At 57.1% G+C, this 18,074-nt stretch carries 20 protein-coding genes; 15 read left to right on the top strand and 5 right to left on the bottom strand.

Going from position 1 to position 18,074, the window contains the following annotated elements; translation table 11 throughout:
- The first annotated feature begins 234 nt into the window (after positions 1-234).
- Complete coding sequence (locus tag ACTG2O_RS00660) at positions 235-819, top strand: tetratricopeptide repeat protein (protein ID WP_123174217.1); 585 nt, start codon at positions 235-237, stop codon at positions 817-819.
- Between the two features lie 100 nt (positions 820-919).
- Here the strand turns inward: ACTG2O_RS00660 and hmpA are convergent, their stop codons facing one another.
- Complete coding sequence (gene hmpA, locus ACTG2O_RS00655) at positions 920-2,113, bottom strand: NO-inducible flavohemoprotein (protein ID WP_439975212.1); 1,194 nt, start codon at positions 2,111-2,113, stop codon at positions 920-922.
- A gap of 111 nt (positions 2,114-2,224) precedes the next feature.
- Here hmpA and ACTG2O_RS00650 point away from each other — a divergent pair, with 111 nt between their 5' ends.
- Positions 2,225-2,695 carry an Rrf2 family transcriptional regulator gene (locus tag ACTG2O_RS00650; RefSeq protein ID WP_058057978.1) on the top strand — a complete coding sequence of 157 codons (471 nt, stop codon included), beginning with the start codon at positions 2,225-2,227 and terminating at the stop codon, positions 2,693-2,695.
- Between the two features lie 27 nt (positions 2,696-2,722).
- On the opposite strand, the gene ACTG2O_RS00645 is transcribed toward ACTG2O_RS00650, so the two are convergent.
- The gene (locus ACTG2O_RS00645; protein WP_005348906.1) at positions 2,723-4,003 is read right to left on the bottom strand and encodes an HlyC/CorC family transporter; all 1,281 of its coding nucleotides are present in this window, start codon (positions 4,001-4,003) and stop codon (positions 2,723-2,725) included.
- A 42-nt stretch (positions 4,004-4,045) separates the two neighbouring features.
- Positions 4,046-4,834, bottom strand: a complete 789-nt coding sequence (locus ACTG2O_RS00640) for a cytochrome C assembly family protein (RefSeq protein ID WP_439975211.1) — start codon at positions 4,832-4,834, stop codon at positions 4,046-4,048.
- Positions 4,835-5,036: 202 nt separating this feature from the next.
- Between ACTG2O_RS00640 and ffh the strand changes: the two genes are divergently transcribed.
- From ffh to rplS, 5 genes are all read left to right on the top strand, one after another.
- Entirely contained in the window at positions 5,037-6,413 is a 1,377-nt protein-coding gene (ffh, locus tag ACTG2O_RS00635) for a signal recognition particle protein (protein WP_019445586.1), read from the top strand.
- 177 nt (positions 6,414-6,590) lie between these two features.
- The gene (rpsP, locus tag ACTG2O_RS00630; protein WP_005340392.1) at positions 6,591-6,839 is read left to right on the top strand and encodes a 30S ribosomal protein S16; all 249 of its coding nucleotides are present in this window, start codon (positions 6,591-6,593) and stop codon (positions 6,837-6,839) included.
- A 24-nt stretch (positions 6,840-6,863) separates the two neighbouring features.
- On the top strand, positions 6,864-7,385 hold the full coding sequence (gene rimM, locus ACTG2O_RS00625) for a ribosome maturation factor RimM (RefSeq protein ID WP_019445585.1): 522 nt from the start codon (positions 6,864-6,866) through the stop codon (positions 7,383-7,385).
- A 34-nt stretch (positions 7,386-7,419) separates the two neighbouring features.
- Entirely contained in the window at positions 7,420-8,169 is a 750-nt protein-coding gene (gene trmD, locus ACTG2O_RS00620; protein WP_005340400.1) for a tRNA (guanosine(37)-N1)-methyltransferase TrmD, read from the top strand.
- A gap of 32 nt (positions 8,170-8,201) precedes the next feature.
- On the top strand, positions 8,202-8,549 hold the full coding sequence (gene rplS / locus ACTG2O_RS00615; protein WP_005313505.1) for a 50S ribosomal protein L19: 348 nt from the start codon (positions 8,202-8,204) through the stop codon (positions 8,547-8,549).
- A gap of 108 nt (positions 8,550-8,657) precedes the next feature.
- Here the strand turns inward: rplS and ACTG2O_RS00610 are convergent, their stop codons facing one another.
- Complete coding sequence (locus tag ACTG2O_RS00610; protein ID WP_019445584.1) at positions 8,658-8,981, bottom strand: isoamylase early set domain-containing protein; 324 nt, start codon at positions 8,979-8,981, stop codon at positions 8,658-8,660.
- A gap of 80 nt (positions 8,982-9,061) precedes the next feature.
- Positions 9,062-9,736, bottom strand: coding sequence for a DNA mismatch repair endonuclease MutH (gene mutH, locus ACTG2O_RS00605; RefSeq protein WP_019445583.1), 675 nt, complete (start codon positions 9,734-9,736; stop codon positions 9,062-9,064).
- Positions 9,737-10,469: 733 nt separating this feature from the next.
- Between mutH and rppH the strand changes: the two genes are divergently transcribed.
- The 8 genes from rppH (at position 10,470) to ACTG2O_RS00565 (ending at position 18,068) form a co-directional block, all read left to right on the top strand.
- Complete coding sequence (rppH, locus tag ACTG2O_RS00600) at positions 10,470-10,997, top strand: RNA pyrophosphohydrolase (RefSeq protein WP_005340421.1); 528 nt, start codon at positions 10,470-10,472, stop codon at positions 10,995-10,997.
- Between the two features lie 14 nt (positions 10,998-11,011).
- On the top strand, positions 11,012-13,291 hold the full coding sequence (gene ptsP, locus ACTG2O_RS00595; protein ID WP_005340422.1) for a phosphoenolpyruvate--protein phosphotransferase: 2,280 nt from the start codon (positions 11,012-11,014) through the stop codon (positions 13,289-13,291).
- Positions 13,292-13,358: 67 nt separating this feature from the next.
- Complete coding sequence (gene lgt, locus ACTG2O_RS00590) at positions 13,359-14,183, top strand: prolipoprotein diacylglyceryl transferase (RefSeq protein ID WP_041201849.1); 825 nt, start codon at positions 13,359-13,361, stop codon at positions 14,181-14,183.
- Positions 14,183-14,977: a thymidylate synthase gene (gene thyA / locus ACTG2O_RS00585; RefSeq protein WP_019445582.1), complete on the top strand. Its 795-nt coding sequence runs from the start codon at positions 14,183-14,185 to the stop codon at positions 14,975-14,977. The genes lgt and thyA overlap by 1 nt, the downstream gene beginning before the upstream one ends.
- A gap of 223 nt (positions 14,978-15,200) precedes the next feature.
- Positions 15,201-16,391, top strand: coding sequence for a Na+/H+ antiporter NhaA (gene nhaA / locus ACTG2O_RS00580; protein WP_439975210.1), 1,191 nt, complete (start codon positions 15,201-15,203; stop codon positions 16,389-16,391).
- Positions 16,388-16,795 (top strand): hypothetical protein, encoded by a 408-nt coding sequence (locus ACTG2O_RS00575; RefSeq protein ID WP_019445581.1) that lies wholly within the window; start codon positions 16,388-16,390, stop codon positions 16,793-16,795. The genes nhaA and ACTG2O_RS00575 overlap by 4 nt, the downstream gene beginning before the upstream one ends.
- The gene (gene nhaR / locus ACTG2O_RS00570; RefSeq protein ID WP_005340434.1) at positions 16,782-17,714 is read left to right on the top strand and encodes a transcriptional activator NhaR; all 933 of its coding nucleotides are present in this window, start codon (positions 16,782-16,784) and stop codon (positions 17,712-17,714) included. The genes ACTG2O_RS00575 and nhaR overlap by 14 nt, the downstream gene beginning before the upstream one ends.
- Before the next feature lie 51 nt (positions 17,715-17,765).
- The gene (locus ACTG2O_RS00565) at positions 17,766-18,068 is read left to right on the top strand and encodes an ArsR/SmtB family transcription factor (RefSeq protein ID WP_005348924.1); all 303 of its coding nucleotides are present in this window, start codon (positions 17,766-17,768) and stop codon (positions 18,066-18,068) included.
- The last annotated feature ends 6 nt before the right edge of the window (positions 18,069-18,074 follow it).

The following is an 18,074-nucleotide window of genomic DNA, read 5'->3' as shown; positions in this document are numbered from 1 at the left end:
GCGCCCCTCTATGGTGCCGAAGCGGTATCGGCTGCCGTATCGAGCGATGCGCCTGCAGCAACTGCATCGGTACCGACTACAAGCAGTGCTGCGGTGGCAACGGCGCCTGTCTCTGCTGCTACGCCAGCGCCCTCTGAGGCCGTCCCCGTCTTGCTTCCGGCCGAGCCGGTCACTCCCGTTGCCAGCAGTGGCGAGGGGGCCGCGCCGCTGCCAAAACCGGCGGAGTCTGCCGCTGTGGTGGCGCCTCCCGCACCTCTGGCCGCAGGCGAGTTGCAGGCGGTGCCGCTCTATCGTCAGGACGAGCTGCTCAACTGGATTGAGCAGGGGCGCCACCTCACTCAGGTGAAGCAGGATCGCTGTCAGCTGACGCAGGATATCGAAGCACGCGCCTCGGTGATGAAGATCCCGGCCTATCAATTCCTCTGGGGGGATATGCTGGCGTGGGGTGTCTGTACCAAACCCAATGCCGAGATCGGGGTGCAATACATGTGGGAGGCGGCCAATCAGGGGTTGGCGCCGGCGCTGGAGCAGTTGGGCCGCTACTACTGGAAAGGAACTTTGGTGCAGAAGGATTTGGTGCGAGCCGAGACCCTGATGCGCGAGGCAGCCAGCCTCGGTTTTCTGCGGGCTCGCATCGAGTGGGTCGAGATGCTGTTGCAGGGGATGGGCAGTCCGCTCGATTATGAGGACGCCTATCGCTGGCTCCATGGCTCCGTCATAGGTGACAAGGCGCTGCACCAGAAGGCGGCGACTCTGCTCAACCGTCTTGGCAACAGGATGCCGGCCAACGTGGTGGCCCGCGCCAAGGCGATGCACTGATCCAAAAAAAATGACCCACAGATCTGCACCTGTGGGTCCGGTTCCAGCCGCCGTGCCATGACAGGCCGGAACCTCCCTCTGTTATATGGCTGCCCGCGCTTTAGAGATCTTGGTGGGGGCCAAAAACTTCGTAATGGCGCTGCCCCGTTGGTACCCCAGCAGCCAGCAGCTGCCGCTTGATCTCTTGCATGAAGCCGACAGGGCCACAGAAGTAGTAGTGGGCCTGCGGCGTGATGCGCTCCTTCACGGCAGTCAGATCCATGGTGCCGGCCAGATCGTAATCTTGACCCTGCACATCACTGGCCTCCGGCTCCCGATACCAGACCCGGCTCAGCAAGTTGGGATGCTGGCGGGATTTTTGCTGAATATCCTCCCGGAAGGCGTGTACAGCACCCTGTTCGCAGGCGTGTAGCCAGGTGATATCAGCCTGATGGCCGCTCGCCAGCAGCTGGTTGAGCATGCTCATCATCGGTGTCACGCCGACACCGGCGGAGAGCAGTACCACCGGGGTCTGGCTGTCGGCTTTCAGGTAGAAATCGCCGGTGGGGGGCATCACTTCGATCTTGTCACCCGCCTGCAGGTGATCGTGCAGCAGGTTGGAGACCTGACCCTGTGGCTCGCGTTTGACGCTGATGCGGTAATCCTGCCCGTTGGGGGCATCTGAGAGGGAGTACTGGCGGATCTCCTGATATTCCAGCTCGGGGTGAACCAGCTTGATGCTGAGGTATTGGCCCGGTTTGAAGGCCAACACTGGCTTACCATCTTCCGGTGCCAGCAGGAAGGAGGTGATGAGGGAGCTCTCGGCCCGCTTCTCTTTGATGATGAAGGTGCGGGTACCTTGCCAGCCGCCATCCTGATTGGCCTTCTCCTGATAGATCTCTCGCTCGCGGCCGATGAAGATGTCTGCCAGCACGCCATACGCCTTGCCCCATGCCTCCAGCACCTCGTCGGTGACCGCACTTCCGCCCAATTCTTTGAGCGTGGCCAAGAGATGACTACCTACAATGTGATATTGTTCCGGCTGGATCAGGAATCCGGTATGTTTGTGCGCAATCCGCTCGACCGCACCGGCGAGTGCCCCCAGATTGTCAATATTCTTGGCATACGCGGCGACTGCATTGAACAGGGCCAGCGGCTGGCCGCCACTGCGTTGATGGGCCAGGTTGAAGATATCTTTCAGCTCCGGGTTATGGCTGAACATCCGCTGGTAGAAGTGCTGGGTGAGGGCAGGGCCTGCCGATTCGAGCAGCGGAATAGTGCTTTTGATGACGGCAACGGTGGTTTGATCTAGCATAGGGGCCTCGTTCTAATTGAACATATAAAATGTCATTTAATAAGTGGCATCCTAGATGTTTATTTGATTTGAATCAATACTCCACTTTTCGCATCGCGCTAATCAGGTTTTATGAGACTAACCAGTTATACAGATTTTGGATTGAGAGCCCTGCTCTATCTTGCCACCCTGCCGGAAGGGGAGTTGTCGAGCGTTGCCAAGGTATCGGCCCTGTATGGCGTTTCCCGCAACCACATGGTGAAGGTGGTCAATCAGCTGGTGAAGCTGGGCTATCTGCAATCCCAGCGTGGCAAGAATGGCGGTATTCGTATGGCTTGCGATCCCGCCACCATCAATATCGGGCAGGTGATCAGGGCGCTGGAAGGCAATCTGGACGGCATTGACTGCGGTTCGCCCGCTTGTCACATCGTCTCTGTCTGTCTGCTCAAGAGTGCGCTGAAAGAGGCGATGGATGCGTTTCTGGCGGTGATGGACAGCTATACGCTGCAAGACCTGCTGGCCAATCGTGACGAGCTGCAACGGGTGTTTGGTGAGTTGATCCCGACGCTGGTGCTGGAGCCGGATGATGACGATGAGCAATAGAAAAGGGCTGCCACTGGCAGCCCTTTTTCAATCTTGTGAATCCGACTCCGCCCGGTACGATGCCGGCATGATCCGCGCCATCTTCACCATGTTGTTCTCCACATCGAGGATCTCGATAGGATAACCGGCCAACCGGATCCCGATGTTGGGCTGGGGGATCTCCTCCAGATATTCGAGGATCAGGCCGTTGAGGGTACGCGGGCCGTCGATGGGCAGGTGCCAGTTCATCTCCTTGTTCAGCTCACGAATATTGGCTGAGCCTTCGACCAGATAAGAACCATCTGACTGTGGATGGATCTCGTCGCTCGGCGCTGGCGTCATGGAGGTGGTGAAGTCGCCCACGATCTCTTCCAGAATGTCGTCCAGAGTGATTAGCCCCTGAATATCGCCGTATTCGTCGACGATCAGGCCAATTCGCTCCTTGTTGCGCTGGAATTTGGCCAGTTGCACGTTGAGCGGCGTTCCTTCCGGAATGAAGTAGATCTCGTCCACTTCCCGCAACAGGCTCGATTTGTTGAACTGATCCCTGGCTACCAGTCGCAGGGCATCGCGCGCGTGCAAAAAGCCGACAACGTCGTCGATATTGTCGCGATAGAGCAGGATCTTGGTGTGAGCGCAGTGGGCCAGCTGGCGCTGGATGCTCTTCCAGTCATCGTTGATGTCGATGGCGTAGATATCGCTGCGTGGCACCATGATGTCCTCGACCAGCATCTTGTCGAGATCCAGAATGCTCAGCAGCATCTCCTGATGACGCTGGGGGATCAGGTTACCCGCCTCATTGACGATGGTGCGCAGCTCCTCGGTGTTGAGGGAGTCATCCTTGTTGGGATTGATCTTCAGCATCTTGAGCAGGCCGCTGGTGATGCCGTTGATCAGCCAGACCAGCGGTGAGAGCGGCACCATCAGCCCCTTGAGGATCCAGGAGGCGGGATAGGCGATCTTCTCCGGAAACATGGCGGCCAGGGTCTTGGGGGTCACTTCACCGAATACCAGTACCACCAGGGTCAGCCCGAAGGTGGCGATGGCGACCCCGAGATCACCAAACAGCCGGATACAGACGATGGTGGCGATGGCGGAGGCGAGGATATTGACCAGATTGTTGCCGATCAGGATCAGTCCCAGCAGGCGATCGGGGCGGGCGAGCAGTTGCTCGACGCGACGTGCGGCTTTGTGTTTGGTTTGTGCCAGATGCCGCAGTTTGTAGCGGTTGATGGACATCAGGCCGGTTTCGGCACTGGAGAAAAAGGCGGAAAGAAGGATCAAGATAACGAGAACAATCAGTAATGTACTCGTTGAGATGCTGTCCAAAAAGGGCTCCTGTTGGATGGTATGGCTAAAAGAGTATAGGTGTCAGCTCAACAGCACTTCTTTGACGAAGCGGCTGCCAAAGTAGGCAAGAGTCAGGATGAAGCTGCCGATCAGACTGAGTGTGATGACTTTACGGCCGCGCCAGCCATAGGTGTGATGTCCCCACAGCAGCAACACGTAGACACACCATGCCAGGATGGAGAGCACTGCCTTGTGAGACTTGCCCTGGGCGAACATATCTTCGAGGAAGAAGAGGCCGGAGGCGATGGAGAGTGTCAGTAGCAGCACCCCTGCAAAGATCAACTGAAACAGCCGTTTCTCCACCGTCATTAGTGGTGGCATGGCTGGCAGGTTGCTGATTTTTCGAGATTTTAGTTGCTTGTCCAGACAGGCGAGCTGCAGCGCAAACAGACAGGCGATCATCAATACCGAGTAGGCCATCAGGGCGAGGCCGATGTGCAGCAACAGCTGGGGATGGGCCTCCAGATGGGTTATGTAGCGACCAGGGATCAAGGCGCTGGCAGCCAGCAACATGGCCGAGAAGCTGTAGACCACCGGCAGCAGGATCCAGCCGTTGAAGCGGCGGGTCACGCAAGTCATGAAGCAACTGATGATGAGGCTGACCAGCGAGGCAACGTTGAGCATGCTCAGGTTCTGGCCGTAACTCTGCAATACCTCTGAACCGAGGGCGCTGGCATGGGCGATCAGAGCCAATCCGATACAGGCAAACAGGGAGCGCTGTCCCACCGGCTTGGCGCTCAGTAACAGATGCAGGGAGGCGATGATGGCCAGCAGATAAAACGCCAGGGCCAGAACAGAGATTACGATCATAACCAGGTCGTTGTTGCACAAGCTTTTGAGGGTAAGAGGGGCAGTATACCTTGCACGAGAAGTGCTCGCCAGTTGTGCAACGGCCGATCTGCCCATATATAGGGAGAAGCTCCCTGCTGCTGCGGTGCGGTGAATAATCGTCCTCGCGCCAGCTCTGGGTTATAATGCCCCCAATTTATTACGCCAAGAACCGGAATCCGTCATGTTTGAGAATTTGACTGAACGACTCTCGCGCACCTTGCGCAATGTCAGTGGCCGTGGTCGCCTGACCGAAGACAATATCAAGGAAACCCTGCGTGAAGTCCGCATGGCGCTGCTCGAGGCGGATGTCGCCCTGCCGGTCGTGCGTGATTTCGTGGCGCGTGTCAAAGAGCGCGCAGTCGGGCAGGAAGTGGCCAAATCCCTGAGCCCGGGCCAGGCATTCATCAAGATTGTGCACGGTGAACTGGTCACCGTGATGGGGGAGGCCAACGAACAGCTCAACCTGGCTGCCCAGCCGCCAGCGATCATCCTGATGGCCGGTCTGCAGGGGGCCGGTAAGACAACCACGGTTGGCAAACTGGCCAAGCTGCTCAAAGAGCGCAGCAAGAAGAAGGTGCTGGTGGTCAGTGCTGACGTTTATCGTCCGGCGGCGATCAAACAGCTGGAAACCTTGGCCAATGACATCGGTGTCGACTTCTTCCCAAGCGATGCCAGCCAGAAGCCGGTCGATATCGCCACCGCAGCCATCGATCAGGCGCGCAAGAAATTCTATGACGTGGTGATCGTCGATACTGCCGGTCGTCTGCACGTTGATAGCGAGATGATGGCCGAGATCCAGGATCTGCATGCCACCATCAAGCCGGTCGAGACCCTGTTCGTGGTGGATGCCATGACCGGTCAGGATGCTGCCAACACCGCCAAGGCGTTCAATGAAGCGCTGCCGCTCACCGGTGTCATCCTCACCAAGGCGGATGGCGACGCCCGTGGTGGTGCCGCGCTGTCGGTACGTCACATCACCGGCAAGCCGGTCAAGTTTATCGGTATGGGTGAAAAGACCGATGCGCTGGAGCCGTTCCACCCGGATCGTCTCGCCTCCCGCATCCTCGGTATGGGCGATGTGCTCTCTCTTATCGAAGAGGTCGAGCGCAACGTCGATAAAGAGAAAGCGGCCAAGCTGGCCAGCAAGGTCAAGAGCGGCAAGGGCTTCGATCTGGAAGATTTCCGCGAGCAGCTGGCCCAGATGCGCAACATGGGCGGCATGATGGGGATGCTCGACAAGCTGCCCGGCATGTCCAGGCTGCCGGATAACGTGAAAGATCAGATGGATGACAAGCTCACTGTGCGGATGGAGGCGATCATCAGCTCTATGACGCCCAAGGAGCGCGCCCATCCCGATCTCATCAAGGGGTCCCGTAAACGCCGTATCGCAGCAGGTTCCGGCATGCAGGTGCAGGATGTGAACAAGCTGCTCAAGCAGTTCACCGAGATGCAGCGCATGATGAAGAAAATGTCCGGCAAGGGCGGCATGCGCAAGATGATGAGCCAGATGAAGAACATGATGCCCCCCGGTTTCGGTGGCGGTCGCGGCCCGTTCTGATCCGGCCTGCGTGTTGATGGGGGTCTGCAGTGGCAGGCCCCTTTTCATTGCCGCTCTGCGCAAAAAATGGCTGGCTTGGTTGCAATTATTACGAATCCAAGTAGAATTACGCGGCTTATTTTAAGCTAGGGTCCGCGTGTTTGCGGGCCTTGTTCATTAGATGTTAATGAGGACGATATGGTAACCATTCGTTTACAACGTGGTGGCGCGAAAAAGCGTCCGTTCTACCAGGTAGTAGTTTCTGACAGCCGTTGCGCCCGTGACGGTCGCTTCATCGAGCGCGTTGGTTTCTTCAACCCGGTTGCTGCTGGTCAAGCTGAAAAGCTGAACCTGGACCTGGCTCGTATCGAGCATTGGGTTGCTACTGGTGCCGCTGTTTCTGACCGCGTTGCCAAGCTGATCAAAGACGCTAAAAAAGCTGCTTAATCAGCCCAACGGTAAGGAGTTAAGGTGGAAAAACCTGTAGTTCTGGGCACCCTGGGTACCGTTTATGGCATCAAGGGCTGGCTTAAAGTGAACTCCTTCACCGATGTTGCCGAAGCGATTTTCGATTACAACCCCTGGCTGATTAATCAGAACGGGGTGTGGCGTGAAATCCGGGTTTCATCCTGGAAACGTCACAACAAGGGTCTGATTTGCAAACTCGATGGTATTGATGTGCGCGAAGATGCCCTGGCATTGACCAATGTCGAGATTGGCGTACCCGCCGATCTGTTGCCTGCGTTGCCTGAAGGTGAGTTCTACTGGCGTGACCTGATTGGTTGCTCGGTAGTGACCACTAAGGGATACGACTTGGGCAAGGTGACCGAATTGATGGAAACCGGCTCCAACGATGTGTTGGTGGTTGAGGCCAATGTAAAAGATGCCTTTGGTGCAAAGGAGCGGTTGATTCCGTTCCTGGAAGAGCAGGTGATCAAGAATATTGATCTGACTGCTCGAACAATCGAAGTTGATTGGGATCCTGGTTTCTAGTTTCCCGCGCTAACACGGGTGCCGGAGGTTTCTTATGTGGATTGGGGTCATTAGCCTCTTCCCTGAAATGTTCCGAGCCATTACCGAGCACGGGGTAACGGGTCGGGCCGTCAAGAGTGGCCTGCTGCAGATTGAGTGCTGGAACCCCCGGGAGTTTACCCACGATAAACACCGTACGGTCGATGATCGTCCTTATGGTGGTGGGCCCGGCATGTTAATGATGGTTCAGCCGCTGCGTGACGCGATTCATGCAGCCAAGCAAGCGGCGGGAGACGGGGCGAAAGTCATCTATCTCTCTCCTCAGGGACGCAAGCTGACTCAAGCGGGCGTGACCGAGTTGGCGACGAATCAGAAACTGATTCTGGTAGCCGGTCGATACGAAGGTATCGATGAACGCGTGATACAAACCGAAGTCGACGAAGAGTGGTCTATCGGGGATTACGTGTTAAGTGGTGGCGAGTTGCCTGCCATGACCCTGATCGATGCGGTTTCGCGTCTGGTTCCAGGAGTCTTGGGTGATCAGGCCAGTGCCGAGCAAGACTCCTTTACGGATGGCTTGCTGGATCATCCCCACTATACTCGGCCGGAGGTGTTGGATGGATTGGCGGTGCCCGAGGCGCTGACAAGCGGCAATCACGAAGTGATTCGACGCTGGCGTCTCAAGCAGTCGCTCGGACGAACCTGGCAAAGAAGGCCGGAACTTATTAACAACCTAGCTCTGACTGACGAGCAAGAATCACTTCTTGCCGAGTATGTCCGCGAAGTGCGTGACAGCGTTAAGTAGAGTTTTCAGTTTATCCTAGGTAAGGAAAGACAATGAGCAAGATTATTCAGCAGCTTGAACAAGAGCAACTGCGTACCGACATCCCGGCTTTTGCCCAGGGCGACACTGTACGTGTTCAAGTTCGTGTTAAAGAAGGTGGTAAAGAGCGTCTGCAGGCTTTCGAAGGCATCGTTATTGCCAAGCGTAACCGCGGTCTGCACTCTGCTTTCACCGTTCGCAAGATCTCCAACGGCGAAGGTGTTGAGCGTGTATTCCAGACTCACTCTCCGCTGATCCACAGTGTAGAACTGAAGCGTCGTGGTGATGTTCGCCGCGCCAAACTGTACTACCTGCGCAACCTGTCCGGCAAAGCTGCTCGTATCAAAGAGAAGCTCAACTAATTCGATTCGAATTGGTGTCGGTATGTCGGCAAATAGCTCGACAGGTAGTGAAAAGGCTCGCCAATGGCGAGCCTTTTTTGTATCCGTCTATTGGCTCTCTGGTTGCCGTTATTGGATGACCCGTACCACCGAGTTGTCACGCCCGAAAGGGCCAGGCACATAGTCGTCCGCAGCCCAGTCATTCTCGTAGAGGGTCTCACCTTCCGGAGTGATGAGCTGGTAGCAATATTCAAAGTAGCCCGGGCCGTCGGTCGGCAGATTGAGGGTGGCTTTGAACTCGCCGCTCTTCATGCGTTTCAGCTCGACCGGTTGCCACTGGGTGAACTCGCCGATCAGCATCACCTGTTCCGCCCCTGCAGCCGCCTCTTTCTCTACTGCAAAGGTCACCTTGACCTCGGGCTTGGACTTCAAAAACTGTTTGATCAGTGGCATGACGCCTCCTTGTCTGTGAGTTAAAAATGGCTCCTGTCTATTTTTATACCACCATATGACAAAGATGTTGATAAGGCAGATCAAGTCGGCAAGGCAAAATAGCGTTGCAGCAAACTGTGGGTAAAGTCGATCTTGAGATAGAAGCCGCGTGGCAGGGTCATGATGGGTTGACCATCGCGGCCGATGGCGCGAGTCAGCGCCTTGTTGTTGGCCGCCTTGGGCCGCAGTTGCATCACCTGGCCGTGGCGTGCGCTGATCTGCTCCACTTCTCCCAGCACTATCATGTCCATCAGCTCCTCCCAGTCCTGACGCAGTAGCCGATCTTCCTCTTCATTCGGGCTCCACATCAGCGGCATGCCGACCCGCCGCTCGCCAACCGTGATCTCCCGACTGCCTTCCACCGGGATCCAGAGCACCCGGGAGAGCTTGTTACGCACGTTGGACTCCTCCCAGCGCTGGCCGCTGACGCCGATCAGCGGGGCGACGCAGACGAAGGTGGTCTCCAGCGGTTTGCCTTGAGGATCCACGGGGATCGTCTTGAGTTCGATCCCCAGCTCCGGGAAGTCCTGCTCCGGCTTGCTCCCGGCGCTGGCCCCCAGTTGCAGCTCGATCAACTGACCGACCCACCCCTTGTCACGGCGCAGGTCTTTGGGCACAGCGACGCCAGCCTCGGCGGCCAGCTGCGCCAGCGTGAAGCCGGCCATGGCATAGGCGCGGCTCAATAACTCCTGCTCGGATTGGGGATTGCTTGGCATAGTTGGCTCCATCTTGCTCGCCATATTCTAACAGGGGAGGATCCCGAGAAGGATCGCTGTTTTTATAACCGATCCTGAGTGGATAAGATCAAATGCAGAGAATTTGGGGGCTTTTAACTCATCATTATGATTTTAAAGGATTTTGTCTATTTTATCGAGTAGTGATCCTGGTCTGGTTTGACCTCTAAATAGTTGTCCAAGGGTTTGTGCATGATGTTACACACAGTTATCCACAGAAATCTTGGATAAGTGGATGAAAGTGGTTGGAGTCGCTGATATGTTACAAAAAATTGTGAATGCCACCCCATTTTTACAGGCTAAACGGGGTAGATATTGTGCCACTCCTGTGGATAATTTCGCCGCGGTGGATCTTTGAGCAGTTGAACTTGTTCACAATCCGGATCATGGATCAGGCTCTTGGGGGAACATGGATCTAGATCCAGTTGTTTTATCTCAAGATAATGAAAAATAATGATTTTTTATATTTTGTGTCGCGTGGTGATGCGGAGAGGCACTTTTCGCGTACAGTTTAAAAGTACTGTATATACCCGTTTGCTAACAGCTTTATGCACAGCCTGGGTGGGCAACTTGGGGTAGCGGATCCTTGGATTTGTTTATAAGTATGTTTGAAATTGAAAGTTATTCATGAAACAGGGGATTCACTCCTTGTTTGCTGCCACGGAGTGAATGTGGAACAATCTCCTTATAGATTCAGCCTTTATAAGGTGATCACGTGATTGATGGCGACGGATTTCGTCCCAATGTCGGTATCGTGATCTGTAACCGTGAAGGACAAGTGTTGTGGGCTAAACGCTATGGGCAGCACTCCTGGCAGTTTCCGCAGGGGGGGGTTGATGATGGTGAAACGCCAGAGCAGGCCATGTATCGAGAGCTGTATGAGGAGATTGGCCTCAAGCCCGAAGATGTGACCATCATGGCCACCAGTCGTAACTGGCTAAAGTACCGTTTACCCAAACGTCTTGTCCGCTGGGACAGTTCACCGGTCTGTATTGGCCAAAAACAAAAATGGTTCCTGTTACAGCTGAATTCGGGCAAGGAGTCGCGGATCCAGTTCGGTTGTCATGGCCATCCCGAATTTGACGATTGGCGTTGGGTCAGCTTCTGGTACCCGGTGCGTCAGGTCGTCTCGTTCAAGCGGGAGGTTTATCGCCGGGTCATGAAAGAGTTTGCCCCGCTGGCGATGCCAGTGCCGGCAGTGCAGGTCAACAAGAAGGATGGGCGGCGCAACCGCGCCCGTTAAGGAGCACAGATTAGTTGTTAACGGAACTGAGACGCATCGTCGAGAGCATGGCCGAGGCCAATACCCTCGAGCAGGCCTTACAGGCATTGGTGAGCCAGACCCGGCACGCCATGGCAGTGGACTGCTGCTCCGTCTATGTCTCGGAACCCGAGGTGCGCCGCTATCGCCTGGCGGCTACCGACGGCTTGGCCCCGTCCGCGGTCGGCAAGGTGACCCTGCCCTACGAGCAGGGTATCGTTGGTCTGGTGGGTCAGCGGGAAGAGCTGATCAACCTGGCTGATGCCCCCGCGCACCCCAGTTTCAAATTCCTGCCCGATGTTGCCGAAGAGGCGTTCCGCTCCTTCCTCGGTGCCCCCATCATGCACCAGCGTCAGGTGGTCGGCATTCTGGTGGTGCAGCAGAAGGAGAGTCGCCGCTTCGATGAGGGAGAAGAGTCCTTCATGGTCACCCTGGCGGCCCAGCTGGCGGCGCGGATCGCCCAGGCGCAAGCCAAGGGGTGGTTGCAGAAGACCGACTGGAGCAAGCCGCTGCGCGGTATTGCCGGTGCCAGCGGCATCGCCATGGCCAAGGCCTGGGTGTGGCGGCCCCGCAAAGCGCTCTCGTCCATTACCCCGCGCAAGGATGAAGACCATGCCAGCCAGCTGGCGCGGCTGGAGCTGGCGGTTGAGGAGGTGCGGCACGACTTGGAGAGTCTGGCGCTGCGTTTTCGCGAGAGCTACAGCCAGGATTCGGTGGCGATTTTCGATATCTACCTCCATCTGCTGAACGATCCCGGCTACATCAAGCCGATTCGCAACAAGGTGAGCAAGGAGCACTGGACTGCGGTCTCTGCGGTCAAGCTCATCAGTGATCGCTTGATCGAGCAGTTCAAGGGGATGAAGGATCCCTACTTGCAGGAGCGCTCCACCGACGTGAAGGATATTGCCCAGCGGCTGATCAGCCGACTGGTGCAGAATGAACCGGAACATATCTCCATCGGCGAGCCGGTGGTGCTGGTCGCCGACGAGGTGACAGCCACCATTCTGGCGGAAGTGCCCCGCGAGTATCTGACCGGGGTGGTCTCGCTCAAGGGGGGAACCAACTCCCATGCGGCCATTCTGGCCCGCGCCATGGGGGTGGCCGCCATCATGGGGGTAGATCTGCCCCTTGGTGACATCGGTGGTCGCATGCTGGTCGTCGATGGCTACAGCGGCGATCTCTTCATCGAGCCCAATCAGGTGATCCTGACCGAGTATCGTCAGCTGCTGAGCGAAGAGCGGGCGCTCGATACCCTGGTGCGCAGCGTCGACAACCTGCCATCCGAGACGGCCGACGGCACCAAGGTCTCTCTGCTGCTCAACGCCGGGCTCAGTGCCGATACCGAGATCTCCCTCAATCAGCTGGCGGACGGGGTCGGTCTCTATCGCACCGAGATCCCCTTTATGCTGCAGGAGAGCTTCCCCTCCGAGTGGGAGCAGACTGCCCGCTATCGCGGCATTCTGGAGACCTACCGCAACCGGCCGGTCTGCATGCGGACGCTGGATGTGGGCGGCGACAAGCCGTTACCCTATTTCCCCATCGTCGAGGAAAATCCCTTCCTTGGCTGGCGGGGGATCCGGATCACCCTGGATCACCCCGAACTGTTTCTGGTGCAGCTCAAGGCGATGCTGAGGGCCAGTGAAGGGCTGGACAATCTGGCCATCATGCTGCCGATGATCAGCAGCGTCAGCGAAATCAAAGCCTCCCGTCGTCTGCTGGATCAGGCGTGGCGAGAGGTGTCGGAAGAGGCGGCGAGCCGCGATGCAGTGATCCGCTACCCCAGCCTAGGGGTGATGATCGAGGTGCCCTCAGCCCTCTTTATCTTGCCGGAGATGGCGCCGCTCATCGACTTCTGGTCGGTGGGCAGTAACGACCTGACCCAGTACCTGCTGGCGGTAGATCGCAACAATTCCCGGGTTGCCAACATCTATGATGCCTTCCATCCTGCGGTGATCCGCGCCCTGCAACAGCTGGTTGATGCCTCCCATCGCTACCAGAAGCCGGTGTCGGTGTGTGGCGAGTTGGCCGGTGATCCGGTCGGTGTGCTGCTGTTGCTTGCCATGGGCTATCGCCGCTTCAGTATGAACACCCACAACATCGCCCGGATCAAGTACGTGCTGCGTCAATCCACCCTGAGCGAGTTGACCGAACTGATGGCCGATGGCCTCAAACATGACAACCCCCACGTACTGCGCGGCCTGTTTGCCCGCTATCTGGAGGAGCATGGTTTGGGCGGTTTGCTGCGAGCCGGTCATAAATCGAAACAGAGTGATTGATAATCATGCCTTGTCCCTGCTGACGAATGATCGGAAAATGCGGCTTTTATTTTGACTGGGGCCGCATATGCAGCACGATGGATATTGGGTTTTCTCGCAGATTGATCCCGTAGCATTCAGTTTGGGACCACTATCGGTACGCTGGTATGGTCTCATGTACCTGTTCGGTTTCGCGTTTGCCATGTGGCTTGCCGGCCGTCGCGCCGATGCGCCGAACAGCGGCTGGACCCGCAACGAGGTGTCTGATCTGCTGTTTTACGGTTTCCTCGGGGTGATCCTCGGGGGCCGTGTCGGTTACGTGCTGTTCTACAACTTCGATCTCTTCCTCGCGGATCCCACCTACCTGTTCAAGATCTGGACCGGCGGTATGTCGTTCCACGGTGGTCTGATCGGGGTGATCACCGCGATGATCTGGTTTGCCCACAAGACCAAGCGCCACTTCTTCACCGTGGCCGACTTTGTGGCACCGCTCATTCCGTTCGGTCTCGGTGTTGGCCGGATCGGCAACTTCCTCAACGGCGAGCTGTGGGGCCGGGTCACCGATGTACCCTGGGCCATCATCTTCCCGGAGGCCGGCCCCGAGCCGCGTCATCCCTCCCAGCTTTACCAGTTCGCACTGGAAGGGGTGGTGCTGTTCATCATCCTCAACCTGTTCTGGCGCAAGAATCCGCCGCGCGGTGCCATCTCCGGCATGTTCCTGCTGTTCTACGGCCTGTTCCGCTTCCTGGTGGAGTTTGTGCGCCAGCCGGACAGCCAGCTCGGTCTCTACTTCCAGGAGATCAGCATGGGCCAGATCCTCTCCACCCCGATGATTATCGCCGGTGCCCTGATGATCTGGGCCGCCTACAAGCGTCCGCAGTTGTTCGGTAATGCCATGAAGGAGGCGAAATAATGCGAGCTTATCTCGACCTGATGCAGAAAATCCTCGATGAGGGCACCGTCAAGTCAGATCGTACCGGCACCGGTACTGTCTCCCTGTTCGGCCATCAGATGCGCTTCAATCTGGCGGAGGGGTTCCCGCTGGTGACCACCAAGAAGTGCCACCTGCGCTCCATCATTCACGAGCTGCTCTGGTTCCTCAATGGCGATACCAATACCGCTTATCTGAAGGAAAACGGCGTCAGCATCTGGGATGAGTGGGCCGACGAGAATGGCGATCTGGGGCCGGTTTACGGCGCGCAGTGGCGCTCCTGGCCTGCGGCTGACGGGTCTGTCATCGACCAGATCCAGAAGGCGGTGGATGACATCAAGCACAACCCTGATTCGCGCCGCATCATCGTATCCGCCTGGAACGTGGGCGAGCTGGACAAGATGGCGCTGGCTCCCTGCCACGCCTTCTTCCAGTTCTATGTGGCGGACGGCAAGCTCTCCTGCCAGCTTTACCAGCGCAGCTGTGATGTGTTCCTCGGCCTGCCGTTCAACATCGCCAGCTATGCCCTGCTGACCCACATGATGGCCCAGCAGTGCGATCTGGAAGTGGGTGACTTCGTCTGGACCGGTGGTGATGTGCACCTCTACTCCAACCACATGGAGCAGACTGCGCTGCAGCTATCCCGCGAGCCGCGCCCGCTGCCGACCCTGGTGATCAAGCGCAAACCTGACTCCATCTTTGACTACAAGTTCGAGGATTTCGAGATCGAGGGTTATGACCCCCATCCCGGCATCAAGGCGCCCGTCGCCATCTGATAACAAGGCGCCTCAGGGCGCTTTTTTTATGCAGTTAAATAATTGAAAATTCATTTTATTGATTAATAAGACGGTAGCCAGAGACGAGGAAAAACCTGCTTGTAGCAGGTATGTTCTATTTTGCTTTCGGTTTTTTCGTTGTATTGAGCAGCAAGAAACGATTTTCCATTGGTTGTTGCAAGGGATAGACTCAAACCAAAGCAATACGGTGGAAAATTTAACCATGAGTGACGTAATCAAAAAGTTCCTGAAGCTGGAGGCCGCCTCCGGAATTATTCTGATCATGGCTGCCATGCTGGCAATGATTTTGGCCAATACCGCGCTGGCTGGCGGGTATCAGGCGTTTCTCGACACGCCGGTGCAGGTGCGCATCGCGGCTCTCGACATCAACAAGCCGCTGCTGCTCTGGATCAACGATGGCTTTATGGCGATCTTCTTCCTGCTGGTTGGTCTGGAAGTGAAGCGTGAAATGCTTGAGGGGGCGCTCTCCTCTCGGGTGCAAGCGACTTTTCCGGCTATTGCGGCGGTTGGCGGCATGCTGGCTCCGGCCTTGATCTACGCCTTTTTCAACTATTCGGACGAAGTGGCGCGCGCTGGCTGGGCAATTCCGGCTGCGACCGACATCGCCTTTGCCCTCGGGGTGATGACGCTGCTCGGCAAGCGGGTGCCGGTGAGCCTCAAGGTATTCCTGCTGGCGTTGGCCATCATGGATGACCTCGGCGTCATCATCATCATCGCGCTCTTCTATACCCAGCAGTTGTCGCTGGAGGCGCTGGCCATCGGTATTCTGGCAACCCTCACCCTGCTTTGGATGAATCGTCGTGGTGAGGACAGGATCAGCCTCTACATGCTGGTTGGCCTGGTGCTCTGGGTTGCGGTGCTGAAGTCTGGCGTCCATGCGACCCTGGCCGGTGTGGTAGTCGGTTTTATGGTCCCGCTTAACGGCAAGCGTTACGCCTCGCCGCTCAAGTATCTGGAGCACAAGTTGCACCCCTGGAGTGCCTATCTGATCCTGCCGCTGTTTGCCTTTGCCAACGCGGGGGTATCGCTGGAAGGGATTGGTCTCTCCTCCCTGCTGAGTCCGGTGCCTATGGGGATCATGCTGGGGCTGTTTATCGGCAAGCCGCTCGGGGTGTTCACCATCAGCTGGCTGTCGGTCAAGCTGGGCATCGCCCAGTTGCCGCCCGGGGTCAACTTCAAGCAGATTTTTGCGGTCAGCATCCTCTGTGGCATCGGGTTCACCATGTCGATGTTTATCGCGTCGCTCGCCTTCGAGCACGGTGGGCTGGATTACGGCAGCTATTCTCGCCTCGGGATCCTGGTGGGCTCCACCATGGCGGCGGTAGTCGGCTATCTGGCCTTGCGCATGGCCCTTCCCAAGGGTGAAGGGGAACAGAGTACGGAGGGACTATGAAGCTGCATACAGGGTTGTTGATGCTGTTGTTGAGCCCCGCGGCCTGGGCCGGCGGGCTGGAGGATTGCAAGCAGGACGCCGCTTCGGCGAACTGCTCTGCCTATCTGAACGGGGTGGTAGACAGTGCCCTGCTGCTGGGGGACAAGCAGGCCAAGGCGCGCTTTGGCGAAACCTTCTCCGAGCGGGCGCTAAGCAGCAGGGCTGGCGAGATGGTCAAGCGCTCCAACAAGCGTTATTGCGCTGACCGGATGCCTGACAAGGCACGCCTCAAGGCAAGTCTGATGGAGCAGTTTGGCGCGAACAAGGTTGACTCGGTTAGCGACATGTATGACATTCTGGCGGTTGAACTCAGCTGCTACCGGAGTCCGCGTCAAGCGGGAACCCCATCGGATGTCACACCTTAACTACAACCATCTCTACTATTTCTGGATGACTCAGAAGAAGGGCTCCGTTACCCAGGCAGCGGAAGCCCTTTTTTTGACCCCGCAAACCGTCACCGGCCAGATCAAGCTGCTGGAGCAGCGCCTCGGTGGCAAGCTGCTCAAACGCAAGGGGCGCTCCCTAGAGGCGACCGAGCTGGGTCAACTGGTGTTTCGCTATGCCGACAAGATGTTCAGCCTCTCCTACGAGATGCTCGATATCGTCAACTACCGCAAGGAGAGCCAGATCCTGTTCGACGTCGGCATCGCCGATGCCCTCTCCAAGCGCCTTGCCAGCCGCGTGCTGCTCTCTGTCATCCCCAATGATGGTTCCATTCATCTGCGCTGTTTCGAATCGACCCACGAACTGCTGCTGGAGCAGCTGAGCGAGCACAAGCTCGATATGATCCTCTCCGACTGTCCAGTGGACTCCAGCCAGCATGCGGGGCTGCTCTCCAAGCGGTTGGGCGGCTGTGGCGTCAGCTTCTTCTGCAAGGCGCCGCTGCCTGAAAAACCCTTTCCTGCCTGTCTGGAAGAGCGCAAGCTGCTGATCCCCGGTCGCCGTACCGCCATGGGGCGTCAGCTGACCCAGTGGTTCGAACAGCAAGGTGTCTCCCCCAGCATTCTTGGCGAGTTTGATGATGCCGCCTTGATGAAGGCGTTTGGCTTCTTCAATCAGGGGATTTTCATGGCTCCCACCATCTATCGGGAGGAGATCCTTGAGGGGGAGGGGGTGATGCTGATCGGGGAAACCCAGGATCTGATGGAGGAGTATTACGTCATCTTCGCCGAGCGGATGATCCAGCATCCGGCGGTGAAGCGGGTCTGCGAGAGCGATTTTACCTTTCTCTTTTCCGGCCAGGAGAATTTCTCCGCCATCCAGCCGGCCACCCTGTCGTTTTAAAACGACCCGTCACCACGTATCATCGGCGATGAGTGGTAGAGGAGAGATGTGATGCAACTTGAAGAGATGGAAGCCAATGCGAGTAAAGCGGTGGCCTTGCTCAAGGCGCTGGCCAACGAACGGCGGCTGTTTATTCTGTGCCAGTTGCTGGAGCGCGAACTGTCAGTGGGGGAGCTCAACGAGCGATTGGGATTGAGTCAGTCGGCCTTGTCACAGCATCTTGCGCTGCTGCGGCGGGATGAGCTGGTGACGACGCGCAAAGAGGCCCAGACGGTCTACTATTCGCTGCGCAGCCATGAGGTGCGTGAAATGATCAGTTTGCTGCATCGACTTTATTGCAGCTCAGATAAATAAAAAACC

The organism is Aeromonas sp. 61P (assembly GCF_051919545.1).
Classification (GTDB): Bacteria; Pseudomonadota; Gammaproteobacteria; order Enterobacterales; family Aeromonadaceae; genus Aeromonas; species Aeromonas veronii.
The sequence above is the reverse complement of the archived record's forward strand: the minus strand, read 5'-3'. Positions and strand labels throughout refer to the sequence as shown.

Excerpts from the sequence above, each read along its gene's own strand:
- hmpA (WP_439975212.1), bottom strand. The coding sequence starts at position 2,113 with ATGCTAGATCAAACCACCGTTGCCGTCATCAAAAGCACTATTCCGCTG.
- ACTG2O_RS00650 (WP_058057978.1), top strand. The coding sequence starts at position 2,225 with ATGAGACTAACCAGTTATACAGATTTTGGATTGAGAGCCCTGCTCTAT.
- ACTG2O_RS00640 (WP_439975211.1), bottom strand. The coding sequence starts at position 4,834 with ATGATCGTAATCTCTGTTCTGGCCCTGGCGTTTTATCTGCTGGCCATC.
- ffh (WP_019445586.1), top strand. The coding sequence starts at position 5,037 with ATGTTTGAGAATTTGACTGAACGACTCTCGCGCACCTTGCGCAATGTC.
- rpsP (WP_005340392.1), top strand. The coding sequence starts at position 6,591 with ATGGTAACCATTCGTTTACAACGTGGTGGCGCGAAAAAGCGTCCGTTC.
- trmD (WP_005340400.1), top strand. The coding sequence starts at position 7,420 with ATGTGGATTGGGGTCATTAGCCTCTTCCCTGAAATGTTCCGAGCCATT.
- rplS (WP_005313505.1), top strand. The coding sequence starts at position 8,202 with ATGAGCAAGATTATTCAGCAGCTTGAACAAGAGCAACTGCGTACCGAC.
- ACTG2O_RS00610 (WP_019445584.1), bottom strand. The coding sequence starts at position 8,981 with ATGCCACTGATCAAACAGTTTTTGAAGTCCAAGCCCGAGGTCAAGGTG.
- mutH (WP_019445583.1), bottom strand. The coding sequence starts at position 9,736 with ATGCCAAGCAATCCCCAATCCGAGCAGGAGTTATTGAGCCGCGCCTAT.
- lgt (WP_041201849.1), top strand. The coding sequence starts at position 13,359 with ATGCAGCACGATGGATATTGGGTTTTCTCGCAGATTGATCCCGTAGCA.
- thyA (WP_019445582.1), top strand. The coding sequence starts at position 14,183 with ATGCGAGCTTATCTCGACCTGATGCAGAAAATCCTCGATGAGGGCACC.
- nhaA (WP_439975210.1), top strand. The coding sequence starts at position 15,201 with ATGAGTGACGTAATCAAAAAGTTCCTGAAGCTGGAGGCCGCCTCCGGA.
- ACTG2O_RS00575 (WP_019445581.1), top strand. The coding sequence starts at position 16,388 with ATGAAGCTGCATACAGGGTTGTTGATGCTGTTGTTGAGCCCCGCGGCC.
- nhaR (WP_005340434.1), top strand. The coding sequence starts at position 16,782 with ATGTCACACCTTAACTACAACCATCTCTACTATTTCTGGATGACTCAG.
- ACTG2O_RS00565 (WP_005348924.1), top strand. The coding sequence starts at position 17,766 with ATGCAACTTGAAGAGATGGAAGCCAATGCGAGTAAAGCGGTGGCCTTG.